Below are 20732 nucleotides of genomic sequence, written 5' to 3'. Positions count from 1 at the left end.
GAAGAGTCCCCAACACACTACACAGATAGGTATCACTGTGAGCACTGAGCACACTGCCGCACCGGCGATTGCTGATATGTCCGAGCAGATGCAGATTCGCCTGGAAAAGCGTGCGAAGCTGATCGAGTCGGGTCGCGAGGCATACCCGGTGGGTCTGCTGGATTCTGAGGGTAACCGCGTGGAGCCCAACCACATTGAGGATCTGCGCGCCGAGTACGATCCGAAGCTGGCTGCTGAGGAGCTGAAGGCTGGCGACGAGACTGACCGTGTGGTGCATGTTGGTGGCCGCGTGGTGTTCGTCCGTAACACCGGTAAGCTGTGCTTTGCGACCCTGCAGGGTGGTACCGAGGGTAAGCGTATCCAGGCGATGCTGTCGCTGGCTGAGGTGGGCGAGGAGTCCCTGTCTGAGTGGAAGTCCCTGGTTGACCTGGGTGACCACGTGTTCGTGACCGGTCGCGTGATTGTTTCTCGCCGCGGTGAGCTGTCCATTATGGTGACCGACTGGAAGATGGCGTCGAAGGCGCTGCGCCCCATGCCGGTTCTGCACAAGGACCTGAACGAGGAAACCCGCGTTCGCCAGCGCTACCTGGACCTGATGGTTCGCGAGGAGGCTCGCGAGCTGGTGAAGAAGCGCGCCCTGATTACCCGAACCGTCCGCCGCGTGCTGGAGGATCACGGCTACATTGAGGTTGAGACCCCCGTTCTGCAGCTGGTGCACGGTGGCGCGACGGCTCGCCCGTTCCGCACCCACCTGAATGCTTTTGATCAGCCGATGACGATGCGTATTGCGACCGAGCTGCCGCTCAAGCGTGCAGTGGTGGGCGGTATTGAGCGCGTGTACGAGATTGGCCGCGTGTTCCGTAACGAGGGCGTGGATTCGACCCACAGCCCCGAGTTCACCACCCTGGAGTGCTACGAAACCTACGCTGACCAGTTTGTGATGGCTGAGCGCATGAAGGAGATTATCCAGAGCTGCGCGAAGGCTGTCGGCACTGAGCGTATTGAGACTGAGAACGGCACCATTGACCTGTTTGGTGAGTGGAAGTGGGTTGGCGTGTACCCGGGCCTGTCCGAGGCTGTGGGCGTTGAGATCACCCCCGAGACTGACGCTTCCGTTCTGCGCGAAATTGCTGAGAAGCACGAGGTGGACATCGACCCGAAGTGGGACGCTGAGAAGCTGGTGACCGAGCTCTTCGGAGAGATCGTTGAGCCGACCCTGGTGAACCCGACCTTCGTGTACGATTACCCGCCGAGCGCTCAGCCGCTGGCTCGCCCGCACCGTTCCGGTGAGCCCCTGATTGAGGCGTGGGACCTGATTATTGGCGGTATGGAGCGCGGTACCGCGTTCTCCGAGCTGATTGACCCGGTCATTCAGCGTGAGCGCCTGACCGCTCAGTCGCTGCTGGCTGCTGCCGGTGACGATGAGGCGATGGAGCTGGATGAGGACTTCCTGCGCGCCCTGGAGCACGGTGCACCCCCGATGGGTGGCCTGGGTCTGGGCATTGACCGTCTGATTATGCTGCTGGCGGGCGATCAGGATCCGGAGCGTCCGGGTACTGTGGTGCGTCAGCCCGGTATTCGTGAGACTATTCTCTTCCCCCTGATGAAGCCGGAAGCCTAAGCTTCTGACTTCTGCATGAGGTGATAATGCGGCGGGTGCCGCGGATACGGTTGTATCTGCGGCACCCGCCGTTTTCTGTGTACTCTTTTGCACGGTGTATAGCTTCTGGGGTGGGGTTTCTGTTTATTTACACAGGTCAGGGGCGTTTTTACTCTATTCTGGTGCTGATTTATGCTGCTCTATTCACTCTGGCGGGGGTTTCTGCTCTTATGCATGAACGCGTTACATAGAAAATAATGAGGGGTTGAGAGGTGGCAGAATTTCGCTTTTGAATAGGGCTGAAATGTATGGTGTGAATGGTCTAATGTGCAGGCTCGTGCGGGCGCTATATTGCGCTCAGATTGTCGGGGACGCCGGGGCGCATTATTAGGTGTCTTTGTCTCTGGGGGCTGTGTCTGCTGTCTGGAAGAATCCAAAGTATTTGCACTCTAAACTTCACTTTAATGTTCTTGTAGCGAGTGCAGATTTAGCGGGGATGCACAGAAGCGATATATCGCTGCGGGTGATTGGTGCATTGTTTCAATGCTCAGAATATTTTCGGAATTTTTAATACAGTTCTGTTACTATATGAAAGAAAATTAGTACATAAATATATCCGGCACATTATTTTCTCAATCCCGATAGAGGCTTTTGAGTTTACTCCACAGGATATATGCAACAGATGAGGAGGTGCCTCAATGGCACAGAAGGTTCGCATCATCCTTGAAGACGATCTCGACGGCGGCCCCGCAGACGAAACTATCCGTTTTGGCCTGGACGGCGCTCACTACGAAATCGATCTGTCCTCCGCAAACGCAGCTCGCCTGCGTGACGCTATCCGCCCCTTCGTAGCGAAGTCCCGCCGCGTGCAGGGCACCGCTGCCCAGCGCACCCGTGCTCCCCGTGGCACCGCTGCTCCGGTTAAGCGCAACCCCGAGACCGCAGCAATCCGCGAATGGGCTAAGGCTAACGGCCACAAGGTTTCTGACCGTGGCCGCATCCACCAGGATGTTCAGGACGCATACTACGAAGCAATGAAGGCTCAGGGCTAAAGGCTCTCAGTATTCACGTTGTCGGAGGGTTTAGTGCTTTAGGGTTCTAATCCTCCGGGCGCTAAAGGCGGATGGTGTTCTCACTGTCCGCCTTTAGTTTTGCCCCGGTATTTCTTGATATGAGTTGCATATCTGCTGGGGGTGGTGGGGTGTTTTTATATCACCCACCCCAATTAACTATTTACATGTAAAATATATTGATCCTTTGCTGATGCCCGCTTCTGAATTATTAGGAGGAAGATCCGAGAATCGGATGCGCAATATGGTGTCGAGTTCAGGCTCCCCATTTAGATTTCATGCATCGGCAGGAACACTAAAGGTAATGGTGCATTAATCTCTTCAAAGCGGGGGATATGCACTGTGATATTCATGCGATCGTTGCGTTGGGTATTCCATCGAAGGGGCTGGAATGTACTGACTGAAATTTTCGAATAATTGGGAGCCCTGCATCTTCGGTGGGGCTTTCAGAACTTACGGATTATCTCTTGATGGGGCGCCGAAATGATGCGGGAATTATCCGGAAAATAAGCGCCGCGTTATCCGGCAAATATTTTTTGCGAATTATTGAAATTTCTCACTTAAACATATAAATTTTTAAAAATTTCTGCAATATATTCATGCACGTGCAGGAAACAAGCGGTTTAGGTGTTGGTCTATGTGGGTTCTTGTGTGTTCGCCCCTCCCGCAAACCCTCGTATCGGCACCGTAGACCCTCGGAACCCACTTGTAGCACCTGTCCGCGGTACATCCGACGGCAATATGCGCACACTCTGCACAGGAAACCCCGGGAAAAGCAGCCAACCCCGGGAAAAGCAGCTAGGACCGGCAAAAGTAGCTAGCCCCGGCAAAAACAGCTGGCCTCGGGAGAAGCAGTCAGCACCGACAAAAACAGCTAGCACCGACCTGGCGGCACCCATCCACCTTCAGGTAGGCTCACCTGCGTGAGCTAGACCCCTCAAAACTACCCCTGCACCCCGCCAGAAGCCCCGAAACCGCGCCTAAAACGCCCCGAACAGCTCATCTGTTCTCTTGATGGCGAACAGACGCCCATCAGCCCGCCCTTTCAGCCGCGCTCAACGTACTCTTGTATCAATAGGAAAATGCAAGGAGTGCGTAAATGTTTGAACGCTTTACCGATCGAGCTCGGCGTGTTGTGGTGCTTGCCCAGGAAGAGGCACGCATGCTCAACCACAACTATATCGGTACCGAACACCTTCTGCTCGGTCTGATTCACGAGGGCGAAGGCATCGGTGCCCGCGCCCTGGAATCATTGGGCGTTACCCTGAACGCAGTACGTGAGCAGGTTCAGGACATCGTCGGCCCCGGCCCCCAGGCGCCTAACGGCCATATCCCCTTCACCCCGCGTGCGAAGAAGGTTCTCGAACTGTCCATGCGCGAGGCTATTCAGCTGAACCACGGCTACATCGGCACCGAACACATCCTGCTGGGCATGGTTCGTGCAAACGAGGGCGTGGCAAACCAGGTGCTGGTCAAGCTGGGCGCTGAGCCCGCTGCCGTGCGCCAGGCTGTTATGGACCTGATTTCCGGCTACCCCGGTAACAACTCTGGCGATAAGGAAACCGCCGGCGTGGGTGCAGGTAACTCTCGCGAAGGCACTCCCGCGGGTTCGACCATCCTGGATCAGTTCGGCCGCAACCTCACCGCAGCAGCGCGTGAGGGCGAGCTGGACCCGGTCATCGGCCGCCACAAGGAGATGGAACGCGTCATGCAGGTCCTCTCCCGCCGTACTAAGAACAACCCCGTGCTGATTGGTGAGCCCGGCGTCGGTAAGACCGCCGTCGTGGAGGGCCTGGCACAGGCTATCGTGCACGGTGACGTTCCCGAAACCCTCAAGGACAAGCACCTGTACACCCTGGACCTCGGCTCCCTGGTCGCAGGTTCGCGCTACCGCGGTGACTTCGAAGAGCGCCTGAAGAAGGTCCTGAAGGAAATCCGCTCCCGCGGCGACATCATCCTGTTCATTGACGAGATTCACACCCTCGTTGGTGCAGGTGCCGCAGAGGGCGCGATTGACGCTGCCTCCATCCTCAAGCCCATGCTGGCTCGAGGCGAACTGCAGACCATCGGTGCAACCACCCTGGACGAATACCGCAAGCACATTGAGAAGGACGCCGCTCTGGAGCGCCGCTTCCAGCCGATTCAGGTTGAGGAGCCCTCTCAGGAGCTTGCCGTGCAAATCCTCAAGGGTGTGCGCGATAAGTACGAGGCGCACCACCGCGTCACCATTACCGACGAGGCCATTGAGACTGCCGTGAACCTTGCGGCACGCTACATCTCTGACCGCTTCCTGCCGGATAAGGCTGTCGACCTGATTGACGAGGCGGGCGCACGTCTGCGCATCAAGCGCATGACCGCACCCCCGGAAATCAAGCTGCTCGACGAGAAGGCAGCCAAGTTGCGCCAGCAGAAGGAAGACGCCATCAACTCCCAGGATTACGAGAAGGCCGCAGGCCTGCGTGATCAGGAGCAGAAGGTCCTGGCTGAGAAGGAAGAAGCCGAGAAGGCATGGCGCGAAGGCGGCGACGCATTCGGCACCGTGACCCCCGAGGTTATTTCTGAGGTTCTGGCCGCTTCCACCGGTGTTCCGGTCTACAAGATCACCGAGGAAGAGTCCAGCCGCCTGCTGACCATGGAGCAGGAGCTCCACAAGCGCGTTATCGGCCAGGAGCACGCTATTGCGGCACTGTCCCGCGCTATCCGCCGTACCCGCGCAGGTCTGAAGGACCCGCGCCGCCCCGGTGGTTCGTTCATCTTCGCCGGCCCGACCGGTGTGGGTAAGACCGAGCTTGCCAAGGCTCTTGCCGAGTTCCTGTTCGGCGATGAGGATTCGCTCATCACCCTGGATATGTCCGAGTACCAGGAGAAGCACACCGTCTCCCGTCTGTTCGGTGCGCCTCCCGGCTACGTTGGCTACGATGAGGGCGGCCAGCTGACCGAGAAGGTCCGCCGCAAGCCCTTCTCCGTGGTCCTGTTCGACGAGGTTGAGAAGGCTCATGCCGACCTGTTCAACTCGCTGCTGCAGATCCTGGAAGACGGTCGCCTGACCGACTCGCAGGGTCGCGTGGTGGACTTCAAGAACACCGTCATCATCATGACCACCAACCTGGGCTCGCGTGACGTGAACCGCCGCATCCCGGTTGGTTTCCAGGCGATGGATGACACCGCAGCCGACTACGAGCGCATGCAGGCACGCGTGATGGAGAACCTCAAGGAGCACTTCCGCCCCGAGTTCCTGAACCGTGTGGATGACATCATTGTCTTCCCGCAGCTCTCCGAGTCTGAGATTCTGCAGATCGTGGACCTGTTCGTGGGTCGCCTGGCTAAGCGTCTGGCGGAGCAGGATATGTCCATTGAGCTGACTAATGCTGCGAAGGTTCTCATGGCGGCTAAGGGTTACGACCCGTCCATGGGTGCTCGTCCGCTGCGCCGCGAGATGCAGCGCAACATTGAGGACGCCCTGTCTGAAAAGATCCTCTTCGGCGACATCAAGCCCGGTGAGAAGATCACCGTGGACGTTGAGGGCGAGGGCGACTCCGCGAAGTTCGTCTTCTCTTCTCAGCCGATGAAGGAGCTGGCTCTGGACTCGGTGCAGGAGCTGAACGAGGGCGAGTCTTCCGAGGCTCCCGCTGAGACTCCCGCAGCTGAGGCACCTGCCGCTGAGGGTCAGGGCAACGACTAGGCTCTGGAATAAGCTCTAGGTAGCTAGGCTTTAGCGCACTAAACGCCTGTGGGGCGGTACCGGAATCATCCGGTGCCGCCCCACAGGCGTTTCTATGCTTTTGGGAGGCTCCAGGAGCTCCTCTGCGGCGGGTACTAGAGCGAGACGAGCACACTATCGCCCTGCGTGACTTCGCGGGCGAGAGAGTCCGCCAGCAGCCCCGCGTAGCAGCGCTGCAGCTGCTCGGTGGCGGGGGAGAGGGCGTACAGCGCCTTCAGTGGACGATGCACCGCGGCGGGTGCATCAGCCGGGAACGTAAAGTCTGGCGAAGAGGCTGCAACGGGTGAAGAGGTCGTATCGCCAGCCGAGGCTACACCCGCACCTACTCCCGCACCCAGGATGAGCTCGCGATTCACCGGCTCATGTGCCGCACGCAGCACCGCCATGACCGCACCGCGCACCTGGCGGTCCGTGCCGTGCCAACTCTGGCCCTTGGGGGTGTAGTCCGCCTCCGGCTTGCCCGCCGCAACCCAGGCGCACAGATCCTCCACCGGGCACAGTTCGCAGGTCGGGGACTTTGCCGTGCAGACCAGCGCACCGAGCTCCATGGTCGCCGCATTCCACAGGCAGGAGGTGGGGGTATCGGCGGGCATGAGCGCCTCCGCCAGGCGAGTCTCAGCCGCCGTCAACGAACGCGAGGGTAGCGCCTTACCGGATACCGCACGGGCGTGCACGCGGCGGATATTCGTATCAATGACCGTGGCGCGCAGACCGAACGCGAACACGCTAATCGCCGCCGCCGTGTAAGAACCTACGCCCGGCAGAGCCAGCAGCTCCTCGTAGTCGGCGGGAACCTTACCGCCGTGCTGCTCCACAATCGCCACAGCGGCACCGTGCAGACGCTGCGCGCGGCGCGGGTAACCCAGGCGGCCCCAGGCGCGCACCGCCTCCGAGGCGGGCTCGGCGGCAAGGTCGGCGGGGGTGGGCCAGCGGCGCATCCACTCCTCCCACACGGGTAGAACGCGTTTGACGGGGGTCTGCTGCAGCATAAACTCGCTGACCATCACGCCCCAGGGGGTGCACTCGTCGCGGCGCCACGGAAGGTCGCGTGCCTGGTCGAGGAACCACTGGTTGATGCGTTGGTGAAGCGCTTCAACATTAGTTCCTTCAGGGAGGTGTTGGGTAGGGGTGGATGCTTCTGTGGTCATCCGAAAAGCCTACGCCACAGGGCATATATTCCCAAAACTGCATGAACAGAGTTCACTGTGATTCTCAGGGTTAAACCCGGTATCCTTAAGAGTATGTCTGAAAATGGTCCCGTTCTGCCTCCCGAAGTCTACCGCCGCCGTCGCATCGTGGCGGTTATTGCTCTGCTCGCTGTCATTCTGCTGTTGGTCGCTGGCGTGACCTCCATGGTCGGCATGATTAACGGCAAGAAGGACGCCACTGTAGCCTCCACCGCGACGCCTTCCGGCGCGCCCTTCCAGAGCTTCAGCGCTCGCCCCTCCGAAACTGCTTCGGCCACCCCGTCCGCTAGCGCGACTGCCTCTGCAACCGCGTCGGCTACTGCTTCGGCAACCCCCTCGGTGACCGCTTCTGCGGCACCCACTGCAAGCGTGACCACCGCCGCGGCAACCCCTGCGGCAACCACCCCCGCGGCGACCCCGACTACCCCCGCACCCTCGGTGACCACTGCGGCTGTTGTTGCGGCGTGCACCGCGAACGACCTGAAGGTGACCGTCACCCCCACGAAGCGTACCTTCGCAGCCGGTGAGCAGGTGTCCTTCCACGTGACCTACACGAACTCCTCGAAGACCCCCTGCGCTGTGGGTGGCGAGGGCGCGAACACCGGCGTGGACCTGAACATCACCTCCGGTGCGGCTCAGGTGTACACCCGCAGCCTGTGCGCGGCGACCGCCGTTCAGAAGTCTGAGGTGGCCGCAGGTGCCGAGGGCGCAACCGACCTGGCGTGGGACCGTAAGATCAACGTGCTGGGTTGCTCCTCCGCTTCGGCCGCTCAGAAGGGTTCCTACTGGGCTGCGGTGACCGTCAATGGTGTGAGCTCGGCTCCGGTGAACTTCGTGATTCAGTAGTTCACTTCTATAGTTTTCGCCCCCGTGCGGGCGTGAGAAGCCCCCGTGCGGGCGTGAGAAGCCCCCGTGCTGGATGTTCTTCCGGCGCGGGGGCTTCTCGTATGAGCTTTTGTCTGGCTATTACTTGGAGGCGCGGGGCTTGGCGAAGCGGCGCTCGCCCAGGTACCCGAGCAGGCTACCGAATGCGGTCCATTGCAGTGCCGCCAGCAGCAGGGTGGACAGGTCGGTCACCTCAAAAGAATTGGGGATGACCTTGAACCACAGTAGCGGCAGGTAAATCAGGAACAGAATGGGGGACGCCCACACAAAGAACGGGACGGGGCGTTTGGTCGACGGATACTTGGTTTGTGAGTACGACATTGTGACCTCCTTGGGGTGTCAAGGTGCGGAGAAAACTCCGCTGTCACTGCATCATAAGCGCAAAAATATTCTCCGGGGGGGGGGATTACGCGCCGCTGACTTAGAGATATTTCTCCAGGCTGCTCTCCGCCATGCGGGAGAGCTGCTCACGCACTGTGCGGGCACGAGCCTCACCCACACCGTCCACAGCGCGCAGGTCTTCAAGGGACGCCGCCATGAGTGCCTGCAGGCTACCAAAGCGCTCCACCAGACGCTCAGAAATAGCGTTCGGGATGCTCGGAATACCGGCGAGCAGACGGAAACCGCGCGGCTGCAGGGGGAACTCCAGGTCCGGGTTCTCACCAAAGCCGACGGTGCGGGCAATCGTGCGCAGATCCACGATGTCCATATCGTCCAGGTTCTGAAGCGCCTCAACGCCGGCGGTAATCAGCTCGTCGTTCACCTCGGGCAGGTAGTCGCGCAGGATCAGGTCGCTGGCGGTCATCTCGGGGGCGCGCAGCTCCTCCAGCTGCAGGGCAATCAGGCGGCCGTGCACGCCGAGCTCCAGCACGTAGTGGCTGACCTCGCGGATAATGCGGTTCACCATCTCCATGCGCTGCAGGGTCATCGCCACGTCGCTCAGGGAAACGTTCGACTCAATCTCCTGGGAGGAGAGGTTGGAGAGCACCGAACGCAGACGCTTCTTATAGCTTTCAAGGGTCTGAATCGCCTGGTTTGCGCGAGCCATCAGGTACTGGCTGTCCTCAACCATGTAGCGGGTGCCGTCAACGTACACCGAAATCACGGACATCGACGCGCTCACCGAAATCACCGGGAAACCGGTCTGAATCGCGGTGCGCTCGGCGGTGCGGTGGCGGGTGCCGGACTCGTTCGTTTCAATGGAGGCGTCCGGCATGAGCTGCACGCCGGCGTGCAACAGGCGGGTGGCGTCGCGGTCGCAGATGATAGCGCCATCCATCTTCGCCAGCTCGCGCAGGCGGGTTGCCGAGAACTCAGTGTCGATGTTGAAACCGCCCGAGGACAGGGAGGATACGGTGCGGTCGGATCCGAGTACGATGAGTGCGCCCGTACGGCCACGCATGATGCGTTCCAGGCCCTCGCGGAGCTCGGTGCCGGGGGCGATTCGGGCGATAGTTTTAAGCAATAGGTCACTATAATTCATCTGCACGAAAACCATTGTACCCGTAAGGGTGGTTATTGAGCCAGGTCAGGGGCGGAACGGCGGGCTAAAGTGCCTCAAAAACGAACGGATATTCTCGATATTTATACGGGAGTGCACCGGGCTAAACTATCTGCGTTTAAGAGTAAAAATGCGTTCTGTGGCACCCCATTTCGCCGTGACCAAACACCGCGCACCATATCGCCCAAGACCCTAAAATAGACCCATGACCGCGCGTACGAAAAACACCAAAACCGCACCCGCCTACCGCTGCACCGAATGCGGCTGGACCACCGCCAAATGGGTAGGCCGCTGCGGCGAATGCCAAACCTGGGGCACCGTCGAAGAAGCCGCCGGGGGCACCCGCGCGCGCACCCGCGCCGCATCCAGCGTGCAGAAACCCGCCCAGCCCATCGCAGAAGTCGACTCGCGCGTAGCCGCCTACATGAGCACCGGAAACCCCGAATTTGACCGCGTGCTCGGCGGCGGACTCGTACCCGGCGCGGTCATCCTCATGGCGGGCGAACCCGGCGTGGGCAAATCCACCCTGTTGCTGGATGTCGCCGCCACCTTCGCGCGCGGCACCGCCGGGATCGCGGGGCAGCAGGGGGTGCAGAATATCGCGCCCCAGCCGCCGCGCCCGGTCCTGTACATTACCGGCGAGGAATCCGCCGCGCAGGTCAAGCTCCGCGCCGACCGCATCCGCGCCATCGCGGACACCCTCTACCTGACCAGCGAAACCGACCTCGGCACCGCCCTGGCGCATATTGAGCAGATCAACCCCTCCCTGCTGGTCATTGACTCCGTGCAGACCCTCGCCTCCGCGGAAGTTGAGGGTAGCGCCGGCGGTGTGACCCAGGTGCGTGAGGTTGCCGCCTCCGTGATTGCCGCGGCTAAGGAACGCAACATGTGCACCCTGCTCGTGGGTCACGTGACTAAGGAAGGCACCATCGCGGGCCCGCGCCTGCTTGAGCACCTGGTGGACGTGGTCTGCCAGTTCGAGGGCGATAAGCACTCGAATATCCGCATGCTGCGCGCGATTAAGAACCGCTTCGGACCCACCGATGAGGTGGGCTGCTTCGACATGCACGAGGACGGCATCGCGCCCGTGCTGGACCCCTCCGGCATGTTCGTTTCAAGTACCCCGCACCCGGTGGCGGGCACCTGCGTGACCGTCACGATGGAGGGCCGCCGACCCCTGCTCGCGGAGGTACAGGCGCTACTGGATCAGGCGGTGGCGCCCGCCCCTCGCCGTACCGTCTCGGGCCTGGATTCGGCGCGTATTCAGATGCTGCTGGCGGTACTGCAGCGCCGCGCCGGGCTGAACGTGGGCAAGCTCGACTGCTACGTCTCCACGGTGGGCGGCGCAAAAATTGCCGAGCCCGCCGCCGACCTGGCGTGCGTCATGGCGCTTGCCTCAGCGGCACAAAATAAGCCGCTACCGCGCAAGCTCGCGGTCTTCGGTGAAGTCGGTCTGGCCGGTGAGGTGCGTGCTGTGCCGGGCATCCGCCAGCGCATTGCGGAGGTGGGCCGCCTGGGCTTCACGCACGTGTTGGTGCCCGCCTCCCCGACCGGTGTGGGGGACGTGCCCGAGGGGGTCACCGTGCGTGAGGTAACCACCCTGGGTGAGGCGCTCGCGCTGCTCTTCCCGCAGAAGTAACCACCCGCGCATCAACAGCATAGAGATAGCGGAGGAGGGGGCTCCCGGCTGGCGTGAATACCGGCCGGGAGCCCCCTCCGTTGCGTCTTGATGGGTTGCCGCTGACCCCGCTAGAAACCCTCCAGAAACCCGCTAGGAGGAGCGGCTCTCCTCCTCGTTCTCGTGCAACATGATGTTGATCGAGCGGGTGTTGAGCTTGTTCGTGTGGTGGGTGTTCACCGCGCTATCGGTCACGTCATCAACCACCGTGGAGTCGTCCATGTCAGCGTCAACAATCGGGATTGCCGAGGTGCGTGGTGCATGCTTCGTGACCGCCTCGCCCAGGGGCACCAGAACCGCCACGGCGTCCTTGTGGGACATGCCGGTCGCCTCCAAAAAGTCGACCACAATCAGGCGGAGCATCAGCACCAGCGACTCGCCCTCAAAGGTCGCCACACCCATGGTGCGCGGCTCGAGGGTGCCGGCAAGCTTGATCATGCGTTCGCGTGCCTCCATCATGTAGTGCTCGCGTTCGCCTTCCGTCGGTGCAGACATGCCCAGGCCGAGGCTCTGCGCTGCCAACGACAGCTCGGTCAGCGCGTCACTGAGTGAAAGCTGCGCGGCAGTTCGTAGCTGCACGTGGTGAATCGTGGACGCCATGCGGCGGTTGAGCACGCGGTCGTTACGAATCGCCAAATCCACCGCGGCGAGGGTCTTCGCCATGCGCGCCAGCTCGCCCTTGCTCTTGCGGCTATTCCAGGACAGCTCGCTCATGCCCTGCGCGGTAATCAGGTCACCGCGGCATGCATCGTAGAGCGGCTGCAGGGCGCGCGCATCGAGCAGGCTCTGGTACGCCTTGTTGTAATCGTAGTAGCGGATTGCCTCGGAGGAGAGCTGGAAAACCTTCGCGAACGCATCCATGAGAGCCTGCGCGCGGGCACGCGGGTTCTTACGCGGGTCGCGCGGCATCAGATACATCGCGAGGAACGCGAACGCGCCACCGACGATACCGTCAAAACTGCGGGTGAACGCATCGTCAGGTACGGGCAGCAGCAACGTGAAACAGGCCTGGAAGCTGAGCTGAATCGTAAAAATAATGCCCTTATCAATAAATCGGGCAATAATCACGGTCAAGAAAAGCACCACTGCCGCCTGCCAGGTACCGTGACCGAGCAGGATCAGCAGAAGGTCGCCAATGAGAATGCCGAGGGTCACGCCGAAGGAGACCTCAAGGATTCGGCGGGAATGCTTAGCACCGCTTACATAGCCGAGGGATACGAGGGCAGCCACCGGCGCGAAAATGGGCTCGTGGTGGCCCAGGACGCGCTCAGCGAAAAGCCAAGCGCCCATAGACGCCGCAACAATCTGCACAGACTGAAAGAAGTCTGCTCGGACTCGGTGAATACCCTCATGAATGAACTGTCGGGTGTTCTGTTCAGTAGTGCGTAGAATGTCTGCGAATCGTGCCATGGGCACCATCATACCGGCGCACATGCGGTGCACAAGGGGGTAGGGGAGTGTTGGGTTGAAGTGTGAGAGACCCCGCGCCCCGAACCCCGCTTAGCGCCTCGGCTTGGGCGGTTTTGCGTGCCGAAACCTCAGCTTGCGTGCCGAAACCTCAGTGCAAGGGGCTTAGCCGCGAATCTAGCCGCGGAGGCGGCGCGCCACCCTCGCCAGCAGACCCGGCTGGGCGGGATGCGCCTCGGCGGGTGCTTCAGAATAAGCCTCAACGGTGACGGGGCGCGTCTGTTCTGCACCGTGCGCCCCGTGAATACCGTGCGCGCTGTACCCGCCACCGATTGTGCGGGCGCGCTCGAGCTGCCGGCGGTGCTCGGCATCCCAGGAATGCGCCCGGTCAGACATCGCCCACTCGAACCCCGCGGTGAGGGAGGTTTCGGTGAAGAGCTCGCGGGCGGCACGGACGGTCGCACCCAGCGGCTCGGGGAGCGCCGGAACCTGCTCCACGGCGGGGAAGGGCGCGGGTGCCTCTACTTCGTCCAGCTTTTCTGCGCCAGATGCAAGAATCTGCGCCAGCAGGTAGGCACGTTCGGCTCGCAGAACCTCCAGCAGCTCGGTGCGGCGCGCATCCGATGTCACCGCCGCGTGTCGCAGGGCGGCGGCAACCATCAGCTCGGGAACACCACCGGCGAGCATGCCCAACGGCAGGGTGAACTCGCCCAGCCCGTACAGGCTCAGGGCGCCGCCCACGCGCATCTGCGTGAAGGCATCCGGCACGAGGGCAAGCACGGGAATACCCGCCGCGGCGGAGAACACCGCCGGGTGGTAGCGGCTGGTCAGAGTAAACGCCGCCGCACGGTGCACGGCGATGCTCTGGTCGGCGTGCAGAATCGGTAGCAGGGTCGCCGGGGTGGATGGGCTGAGCCGCTCGGCGATGCGCTGGTGCGCCTGAATATCGCCGCTTGTCGGGTCCTGCGGGTCACCGTAGTGGCTCAGGAAAACGGGTGCGTAGCCGTGTTCGCGCCACATGCCGTCGAGTAGGCGCGCAATCTGCTGCGCCTGCTGGTTGGTGCATTCGTTGACGGTTACGCAGACGTAGTGCTCCGGCAGCTCATCAAGCGCCTGACCTGCAGAAATACCCTCCGCATAGTGCAGGGTACGCGCTGGGGAAGCCACCGGGTAGTCGGTGGCGTCGTCCACGCTCAGGCGCGCGTCAATACCCCGCTCACGGCACCAAGCGAGGGAAGAACGTTCACGCACCGTCACCGAGCGGGCGGTGCGCAGCATGCGCTCTAGAACCTGCGCGTCCTCGGGGCTGAGGACCGGGCCCAGGGACTGACCGGTCACGTACACGGGCACGCCCGCATGCTCGGCGGCACGCACCGCGGCGGCACGTTCGTAGAGCAGCCAACCGTAACGGGAGTTGAGGTTACCGCCGCCGGAGACCACGATCGCATCCATTGCGGCGATGGAGTCCGCGAACTCCACCATGCGCTCAACGGTCTGCTCCAGCGGATGCAACACCTCGGGCAGCGCCTGCACCTGCGGTAACGCCACCAGCTCGGTAACGGAGGGGCGCTCTCGGTCGGCGTGCAGCTCCGTCAGGACGCACTCGAACGCCGCGAGGGTCAGCTCGCGTTCAGCCGGCGCCCAGGGGAAGAGGAAAAACGGCAGGTACTCGTAGGGCGCGCCCGCCTCATGCTGTGCCGCCTCATGATTCACCGCTGCGCCAATATAGCGCGCCGAATGGCCCACATCGCGGGTCATGAGGGTGACCGCCGCGCCGCCTTCGGAAAGCGCCTGAGCGCTCGCAATGGTCATGGCTTCGTCGCCCACGTGGTAGGTGTGCTGGCCGATATCGCCAATGACGAGCACGCGCGGTGCTTCAGTAACGGGCAGTGCTGTAGAAGAATGATTGTTCTCTGTCATGGCTATGCGCCCTTCTGATCTGCCGACTCAGCCTCAGCACCGCGACGAACTAGGGAACGCTTCGCCAAGGAACGCAGCGCGCGGCCCGGGGTGCGCAGGTGCTTCAGAACCCGCAGACGCTCCTCAATAGCCTGCTGGCGGTTCTCAATAGACTGCTGACGGGCCTCGATACGTTCCAGGCGGCTCTCAATGGAGCGCAGAATATCTAGGGATTCGCGGGTCAGATCGTGCCCGTCAATCACGCGACGCTCCAGGTCAGCCGCCAAATGCGCCTGATACAGGTACGCACCGGGTCGGGCACCCGCCTGCAGATCCTCGCGGATAGCGCGGGCGCGCACCAGCGAATCGAAGCGGGCGTGATCAGCCTGACGTTTCACGCTATTCGCCTCGGCACCTTCTGCGTCGGGGCGTAGCGACCAGTACGCCAGCGGCTCATCCACCAGCAGAATATCCGCAACGGAGGCGGCACGCATGTTGAACTCCCAGTCGCCGACCACCGGCAGGGACTCATCGTAGAAACCGACCAGCTCGTGTAGGCTGCGGCGGTAGAGAATACCGATCGGCACGGCACGGTTCGTGCGGAAGAGGAACTGCAAACCCATGCCGGGCAGGCCGTCGTGGAAAATACGCTCCTCGTACACCTCAAACTCGCCGTCGGCGTTCTCGCGTTCGTACCGCTCCACAATGCGGGTGGTGCACATGAGCGCGCCGCTCTCTTCGAGCGCCGCGACGGTGCGTTCCAGGAACTCGGGTGCCCACAGGTCGTCGTCATCGTGAATCGCCACGTACTTGGAGGTGGTCGCCGCCAAACCGGCGTTGGATGCCGCCTCCATGTTGCCGCCGGCGGTGGTCAGCAGCTGCACGCGACCGGAACCCAGCGGGGATGCCTCAATGACGGTGCGGGTTGCCTGCTCGTCGCCACCGTCGTTGATCACGCAGACCGTGTAGTCGGTGAAGGTCTGCTGCGCAATATTCTCCAGGGCGCGGCTCAAGAAGCGGGGGCGGTCCTTCGTGCGGACCAGAATAGCTACGGTAGGAGAAGACATAACCACAATCAGTCGAGGGTGAGTGGGCGCGTGCCAGCCCAAGAACTCAACCCATTATGAGGGTGTGCACTGTTCAGACTCAACCCGCCGCCCGGCTATCCCGCGGCAGTGAGCATGCAGGGGCATGCACCGCCGCTAAAAACTAGCTGATGGATTGTAGCGCCACCATCGCCAGCACACCGAGCACAAAGCACGCCGGAATGGTTACCAGCCACACCAGAAGAATCTGCAGAACAATCCTGGACTTCAACGCGTTAAAACGCTGGTTCACGCCCGCGCCGAGCGCCGATGCAGTCGCCAGGTGCGAGGAGGAGAACGGCACCTGCAGCAGGAAGTAGCCGAGCACCTGAACCACCGCGGTCGTGCCCTGAGCGACCGCGCCACGGAACGGGTCTAGGCGGACCATCTTGTAGGCGAAGGTGTAGCCGATGCGGCGGCCACCGGTCAGCGTACCGGCACCCAGGCTGAGGGCAATAATGAGGGTGCCCAGCAGCATCCCGCCCCAGGTGAGGGATTGAATCAGCGCCGGATCCATGATGCGTTCGCTCAGTAGCGCCCACAGCAGCAGGTACAGGTAGCCGGTCTGCAGACCGTGCAGCAGAGAGATTGCGGAGGCAGATACCGCCAGCACCTCACGGGCGCGCTGATTCACCAGGCGCGGGTTGTGCCCCACCACCAGCCGGTAGAACGGCACCACCATCAGCCAGGACAGCAGAAAAATGAGCGGCGGCAGGTAGAAAAGCGGCAGTAGGGTCGCCCCAAAAATATGCGGCAGGAAGGCGAGGGAACCGAATCCTTCAGCGCCGTCCTCGAGTTTCGTCTGGGTCCACCAGCTCACACCCGCGAGGGCGCCCACCAGCGCGTGGGTCGAGGAGGAAGGCAACCGCAGGAACCAGGTGAGCACACCCCAAATAGCGCAGACCAGCAGCGCCGCAACGATGCCGTTCAGGCCGGTGGTACCCTCCGGGGCACTCACCCACGAGGCGGAATACTCACCGAGCAGCAGGAACGCACCGACCACACCAAGCACGTTGAAGAGCGCGGCAAGGTACAGGGCGGAGCGCTCGCCGAGGGCGCGGGTACGCACCGGAACAGCGACGGCGTTTGAGGCGTCGTGCACACCGGTCACGTAGACCGCGGCAATGAAGGCACAACAGGCTAGAAGACCCAGGAGCATTAGGATTCCTGAACGATAATGCGGCCGATCTCGGCGGACACATCACGCATAGCGTTGGAGGCGGCGGTCAGCTGCGCCAGGAAGGTGGCGTAGCGGCGGTACCGTTCGGGGGTGTAGCGTTCGGCAATGTACGCGTCGTATTCTTCGGCGGTGCGCAGCGCCTGGCGGGAGATGCGCAGCATGTCCATCCAGTAGTTGTCGAGGCCGCGAATGTCGGCGAGTTTGGGGATGACGGCGGCGGTCAGCACCGCCTGACGCTGAATAATGTCCAGGATCGAGGTGATGTGCGTAGCGAAGCCGTCAATGCTGTGCAGGGACAGCACGTGCGCGGCGCTGGTGAGCTTCTCAACGGCGTTGGTGAGCTTGCGTGCCAGCGTGTACAGGTCTTCACGCGGGATCGGTGGGGAGAAGGAGCTACGCACCTCGGTGAGGGTGCGGAACAGCAGGTTCGTGGAGTCCGCCTCGTGGGTGAGCATGCGTTCGAAGAGTTCGGGGTACTCCGCGACGGGGGAGCCGACCATTTCAGAGAGCAACGCGGCGGCCTCACCGACCTGCGCTGAAATTTCAGCGAGGGAGGCGAGGGATTCGTTAGCGTGGGGAAAAAGTCGGTGCAGCATAGTTCCCAGTCTAACCAGTATCGGGGGTTGCGGGTGCGCGCAGCTCGGGGGTATCTCACGGGGCACACGGTTTTTATGCGCAATCGCGCCGAGCTGACGGCTGCTTCTAGACGGGGTTTTAAACGAAAAACGGTGGGGGTCGATTTCTCGACCCCCACCGGAACGTTTAGGGATGTCGGGTTGGGAGCGCCTCTCGGCGGAAGGCCGCTCGAAGCGGCTAAAGATTTGGAGCCCGGGGCTACCTATTAGCAACCCGACATCTTGTAATTATTATCCACCCGCACCCGGTGCAGAGTCAATCGGAAACAGGCTTTTCAGGCCTTTGCGGCCCAATGTGGAACCTGTGCCAATTCGCGGCACGAACCCGTATTTTTAGGTGCTCAAACGTTGCAGAAGACTAAAATGCTTCGAGGTTGGGTTGCGATTTTTCCTGCGCAGAATCAGCCCCGGAACCCCCGTTAGCCTGTTAACTAGCCTCAACGGCGCGCAGCTGGGCGGCGACCGCCTCCAAATCGTGCGCAATCTGCTCCATCTGCTGTGCCTGACGCGGCATACGAGCGCGACGCTCCACCGCCTCACGCTTCACCTCGTGGCTACCCGGAACCGCACCATCCTGTCCGGCAGAGCGCGCATAATCGGTACGAATACCCAACGCCACCACGTGCGCAAACGCGGCGCAGCGTTCCATCGCAATATCCATATCGCCGGTGTACAAGCCCGCCAGAATCTCATCAATCGTGCGGACCACCTCCTCGGCACTCGGCGGGTCGGGAACACCCGCCACCACGTGCGAACGGTAATCCTCTGCCATGCCCAGCTCGAAGGCGCGGCTCACCCCGCGCGGCGAACGGTGCACCGTATCCCGCAGCCAGTACATGCGCCACAGCGCACCCGGCAGGGAGTGGGCGCTCGCGTGGGACCAGAGTTCGGCGAGCATTTCGATACCGTAGTCGTCGGTGAAGCTGACGAGCCGCTCGGTCATCTGCTCGTCGGTGCCGCGTCCGCGCATCAGCAGGATACGTGCGGAGGCGTGTGCCGCCTCTTCGCGTGCGGCGGGGTCCATGCCGCCTTCGTGGCGTTCAAACTTTTCGGCGGAGTAGAGGACGGGTCGGTGGTGGGTTCGGTGTCGGGTGCGCCCGGAGGCGCTGGGTGATGATGCGGGTGTAGACATAGGATTTTCCAGTGTACCGCCACTGCGCTGGGGTCGGTAGTGTATAGTATTTCTATCTGCACACTTTCAATTTTGTGTGGATGGAGCGCCTTTAGCTCAGTCGGTAGAGCTACGGACTTTTAATCCGCAGGTCGTGGGTTCGAGCCCCACAGGGCGCACTAGCCGACCCGTCGCCTCCCGCATTGCGGGGGTCGGCGGGTTTTTGCGTCTTCACCCTCATGCGCGTGGTCTTACCTCGTGCCTATCCCGTGTGGTGGGGCGTGTCCTGCCGGGTTCGCCTGGCAGTTTTGATTTGTGTACGTTGACCCGAAAAGATGAGGAAACCCGTGAGCGTCACCATTAAGAACCCCGAAGAGATCACGATTCTTGCCACTGGCGGCACGATTGATAAGTTCTATTCGGTGGCGGGCACCATGGATATTGGTGAGCCTGCCGCTAAGGATCTGCTGGACCGTGTGATTACCGATATCCGTTTTGATATTCGCCCGCTGATTGGCAAGGACAGCCTGGACATGACCGATGAGGATCGTGCCGAGCTGACCGAGGCGCTGAACGCTGTCACTAACGACCAGGTGCTCATCACTCACGGTACTGACACCATGCCGGAGACTGCCCGCTACCTGGTGGAGCACGCCGACCTGGGCGATAAGGTTGTGGTGCTGACCGGTGCGATGCAGCCCGCCGTGATGGCTCGTTCGGATGCAGGCTTCAACCTGGGTGCCGCTATTGCCGCCCTGAATCTGCTGGAGCCGGGTGTGTACATCAGCATGAGCGGTCGTATTTTCCCTGCTGAGAGCGTGCGTAAGGACCGTTCGCGCGGCATTTTTGAGGGCTAGGATGGCTGATTCCGCTCGTATGCGGCGGGGTGAACCGGTTTCTGCCGCTGAGCTTGCGCCGGTTGAGGGCTCCTCGGATCTTGTGCCGCAGGAGCATATGTCGCAGGCGCAGCTTATGCAGCTGCAGGCTATGGATGAGCTGGAGCAGCAGGCTGATGAGTTCTGGAATGTCACCAGTGATTACCCGCTGCCGGCTAAGAACCTGTACCTGGTGCGTGTGCTGCTGCTGGTCGTACCCTCGCTGATTACTGTTTATTACTTCATTCGCGTCACGCTTTTCCCGATTGGTGCGGTGCCGCTGGTCTATCTGGTGATGCATATGTGGGTTGCCATGATTTACCGGGCGAACCGTTCGGTGAAGTTGGTGTTGCTGGCGAATGCAGCGTCCGGGGTCGCGGCGGCGATTATGACGGCGTTCTTTGCCTATGCGCTTGTGACGGTGCAGGGTCCGCAGACGCTGCTGGACCGTGTGGGCGTGTTCTACACGGTGAGCTTGCTGACGGTCATGGCGTCGTTCGCGTTGGAGGTTCTGTTCTCGCTGTTCTATAGTTTGGCGGTTCGTAGGAGCTTGCGTCTGACGCAGAAGAAGCAAGAGGAAGAACAGCGGAACGCAGAACAGCAGCATGCAGAGGACCCGAACGCGGAGGCTTCGCAGGTAGCGGAGTAGGGCTAACGCGCCCCGGCGGGCGGGGATTCTACCCCGCGTATCCGCGCCTCCGACGGGGTGATAACGAGGCGATAAGCGGCGGTGTGACACGCTCCCCGCGACGCCCAGCTACTGCTCAGATTCCCTTAAAGTACGCGTGATACGGTAGAGACAGAAACACGACCCGCACCTGCCAGGAGGCCACTCATGGGCGCTACACACCTGAACACAGATGCCGCTTCATCCGCAGAACACCCGGATGAAGATATC

The 20732-nt window shown here is 61.6% G+C and carries 16 protein-coding genes and 1 tRNA gene; 8 read left to right on the top strand and 9 right to left on the bottom strand.

Annotated elements, in window-relative coordinates:
- Positions 1 to 37: 37 nt before the first annotated feature.
- The 3 genes from lysS to HMPREF2879_RS01415 all read left to right on the top strand — a co-directional run bounded on the left by lysS (position 38) and on the right by HMPREF2879_RS01415 (position 6352).
- Positions 38 to 1621 carry a lysine--tRNA ligase gene (gene lysS, locus HMPREF2879_RS01425; protein ID WP_005504365.1) on the top strand — a complete coding sequence of 528 codons (1584 nt, stop codon included), beginning with the start codon at positions 38 to 40 and terminating at the stop codon, positions 1619 to 1621.
- Between the two features lie 677 nt (positions 1622 to 2298).
- Entirely contained in the window at positions 2299 to 2652 is a 354-nt protein-coding gene (locus tag HMPREF2879_RS01420) for a histone-like nucleoid-structuring protein Lsr2 (RefSeq protein ID WP_049360019.1), read from the top strand.
- A gap of 1117 nt (positions 2653 to 3769) precedes the next feature.
- Positions 3770 to 6352: an ATP-dependent Clp protease ATP-binding subunit gene (locus tag HMPREF2879_RS01415; RefSeq protein ID WP_049360022.1), complete on the top strand. Its 2583-nt coding sequence runs from the start codon at positions 3770 to 3772 to the stop codon at positions 6350 to 6352.
- A 134-nt stretch (positions 6353 to 6486) separates the two neighbouring features.
- Here HMPREF2879_RS01415 and HMPREF2879_RS01410 read toward each other — a convergent pair whose 3' ends face one another.
- Complete coding sequence (locus HMPREF2879_RS01410) at positions 6487 to 7539, bottom strand: HhH-GPD family protein (RefSeq protein ID WP_070634645.1); 1053 nt, start codon at positions 7537 to 7539, stop codon at positions 6487 to 6489.
- Positions 7540 to 7632: 93 nt separating this feature from the next.
- Between HMPREF2879_RS01410 and HMPREF2879_RS01405 the strand changes: the two genes are divergently transcribed.
- Positions 7633 to 8424 carry a hypothetical protein gene (locus tag HMPREF2879_RS01405; protein ID WP_049352742.1) on the top strand — a complete coding sequence of 264 codons (792 nt, stop codon included), beginning with the start codon at positions 7633 to 7635 and terminating at the stop codon, positions 8422 to 8424.
- Positions 8425 to 8544: 120 nt separating this feature from the next.
- On the opposite strand, the gene HMPREF2879_RS01400 is transcribed toward HMPREF2879_RS01405, so the two are convergent.
- Positions 8545 to 8784: a hypothetical protein gene (locus tag HMPREF2879_RS01400; RefSeq protein ID WP_049349900.1), complete on the bottom strand. Its 240-nt coding sequence runs from the start codon at positions 8782 to 8784 to the stop codon at positions 8545 to 8547.
- 100 nt (positions 8785 to 8884) lie between these two features.
- The gene (gene disA, locus HMPREF2879_RS01395; protein WP_070634644.1) at positions 8885 to 9961 is read right to left on the bottom strand and encodes a DNA integrity scanning diadenylate cyclase DisA; all 1077 of its coding nucleotides are present in this window, start codon (positions 9959 to 9961) and stop codon (positions 8885 to 8887) included.
- A gap of 208 nt (positions 9962 to 10169) precedes the next feature.
- Here disA and radA point away from each other — a divergent pair, with 208 nt between their 5' ends.
- The gene (gene radA / locus HMPREF2879_RS01390; RefSeq protein ID WP_070634643.1) at positions 10170 to 11603 is read left to right on the top strand and encodes a DNA repair protein RadA; all 1434 of its coding nucleotides are present in this window, start codon (positions 10170 to 10172) and stop codon (positions 11601 to 11603) included.
- Between the two features lie 132 nt (positions 11604 to 11735).
- On the opposite strand, the gene HMPREF2879_RS01385 is transcribed toward radA, so the two are convergent.
- From HMPREF2879_RS01385 to HMPREF2879_RS01360, 6 genes are all read right to left on the bottom strand, one after another.
- Positions 11736 to 13064: an FUSC family protein gene (locus HMPREF2879_RS01385; RefSeq protein ID WP_070634642.1), complete on the bottom strand. Its 1329-nt coding sequence runs from the start codon at positions 13062 to 13064 to the stop codon at positions 11736 to 11738.
- A 162-nt stretch (positions 13065 to 13226) separates the two neighbouring features.
- Positions 13227 to 14969: a polysaccharide pyruvyl transferase family protein gene (locus HMPREF2879_RS01380; RefSeq protein ID WP_070604981.1), complete on the bottom strand. Its 1743-nt coding sequence runs from the start codon at positions 14967 to 14969 to the stop codon at positions 13227 to 13229.
- Positions 14970 to 14971: 2 nt separating this feature from the next.
- Positions 14972 to 16015 carry a glycosyltransferase family 2 protein gene (locus HMPREF2879_RS01375; protein ID WP_070634641.1) on the bottom strand — a complete coding sequence of 348 codons (1044 nt, stop codon included), beginning with the start codon at positions 16013 to 16015 and terminating at the stop codon, positions 14972 to 14974.
- Between the two features lie 142 nt (positions 16016 to 16157).
- Positions 16158 to 17192, bottom strand: coding sequence for an inorganic phosphate transporter (locus tag HMPREF2879_RS01370; RefSeq protein ID WP_070634640.1), 1035 nt, complete (start codon positions 17190 to 17192; stop codon positions 16158 to 16160).
- Positions 17192 to 17809, bottom strand: coding sequence for a hypothetical protein (locus HMPREF2879_RS01365; RefSeq protein WP_005504391.1), 618 nt, complete (start codon positions 17807 to 17809; stop codon positions 17192 to 17194). Before HMPREF2879_RS01365 ends, HMPREF2879_RS01370 begins: the two co-directional genes overlap by 1 nt.
- Positions 17810 to 18275: 466 nt before the next feature.
- Positions 18276 to 18980 carry a histone acetyltransferase gene (locus HMPREF2879_RS01360; protein ID WP_070634639.1) on the bottom strand — a complete coding sequence of 235 codons (705 nt, stop codon included), beginning with the start codon at positions 18978 to 18980 and terminating at the stop codon, positions 18276 to 18278.
- An 85-nt stretch (positions 18981 to 19065) separates the two neighbouring features.
- On the opposite strand from HMPREF2879_RS01360, the gene HMPREF2879_RS01355 reads away from it, so the two are divergent.
- The 3 genes from HMPREF2879_RS01355 to HMPREF2879_RS01345 all read left to right on the top strand — a co-directional run bounded on the left by HMPREF2879_RS01355 (position 19066) and on the right by HMPREF2879_RS01345 (position 20483).
- A tRNA-Lys gene (locus HMPREF2879_RS01355) sits at positions 19066 to 19138 on the top strand.
- A gap of 168 nt (positions 19139 to 19306) precedes the next feature.
- Positions 19307 to 19816, top strand: a complete 510-nt coding sequence (locus HMPREF2879_RS01350) for an asparaginase domain-containing protein (protein ID WP_070832225.1) — start codon at positions 19307 to 19309, stop codon at positions 19814 to 19816.
- A gap of 1 nt (position 19817) precedes the next feature.
- Positions 19818 to 20483: a hypothetical protein gene (locus HMPREF2879_RS01345; RefSeq protein ID WP_044150051.1), complete on the top strand. Its 666-nt coding sequence runs from the start codon at positions 19818 to 19820 to the stop codon at positions 20481 to 20483.
- The last annotated feature ends 249 nt before the right edge of the window (positions 20484 to 20732 follow it).

Source organism: Rothia sp. HMSC069C04 (genome assembly GCF_001812895.1).
Taxonomy (GTDB): Bacteria; Actinomycetota; Actinomycetes; order Actinomycetales; family Micrococcaceae; genus Rothia.
Note: the sequence above shows the minus strand (reverse complement) of the source record. Positions and strands in the feature narration are given on the sequence as shown.

Bases quoted from the DNA above. Each gene is read 5' to 3' on its own strand.
- HMPREF2879_RS01420 (WP_049360019.1), top strand. From the start codon at position 2,299: ATGGCACAGAAGGTTCGCATCATCCTTGAAGACGATCTCGACGGCGGC.
- HMPREF2879_RS01415 (WP_049360022.1), top strand. From the start codon at position 3,770: ATGTTTGAACGCTTTACCGATCGAGCTCGGCGTGTTGTGGTGCTTGCC.
- HMPREF2879_RS01410 (WP_070634645.1), bottom strand. From the start codon at position 7,539: ATGACCACAGAAGCATCCACCCCTACCCAACACCTCCCTGAAGGAACT.
- HMPREF2879_RS01405 (WP_049352742.1), top strand. From the start codon at position 7,633: ATGTCTGAAAATGGTCCCGTTCTGCCTCCCGAAGTCTACCGCCGCCGT.
- HMPREF2879_RS01400 (WP_049349900.1), bottom strand. From the start codon at position 8,784: ATGTCGTACTCACAAACCAAGTATCCGTCGACCAAACGCCCCGTCCCG.
- disA (WP_070634644.1), bottom strand. From the start codon at position 9,961: ATGGTTTTCGTGCAGATGAATTATAGTGACCTATTGCTTAAAACTATC.
- radA (WP_070634643.1), top strand. From the start codon at position 10,170: ATGACCGCGCGTACGAAAAACACCAAAACCGCACCCGCCTACCGCTGC.
- HMPREF2879_RS01385 (WP_070634642.1), bottom strand. From the start codon at position 13,064: ATGATGGTGCCCATGGCACGATTCGCAGACATTCTACGCACTACTGAA.
- HMPREF2879_RS01380 (WP_070604981.1), bottom strand. From the start codon at position 14,969: ATGACAGAGAACAATCATTCTTCTACAGCACTGCCCGTTACTGAAGCA.
- HMPREF2879_RS01375 (WP_070634641.1), bottom strand. From the start codon at position 16,015: ATGTCTTCTCCTACCGTAGCTATTCTGGTCCGCACGAAGGACCGCCCC.
- HMPREF2879_RS01370 (WP_070634640.1), bottom strand. From the start codon at position 17,192: ATGCTCCTGGGTCTTCTAGCCTGTTGTGCCTTCATTGCCGCGGTCTAC.
- HMPREF2879_RS01365 (WP_005504391.1), bottom strand. From the start codon at position 17,809: ATGCTGCACCGACTTTTTCCCCACGCTAACGAATCCCTCGCCTCCCTC.
- HMPREF2879_RS01360 (WP_070634639.1), bottom strand. From the start codon at position 18,980: ATGTCTACACCCGCATCATCACCCAGCGCCTCCGGGCGCACCCGACAC.
- HMPREF2879_RS01345 (WP_044150051.1), top strand. From the start codon at position 19,818: ATGGCTGATTCCGCTCGTATGCGGCGGGGTGAACCGGTTTCTGCCGCT.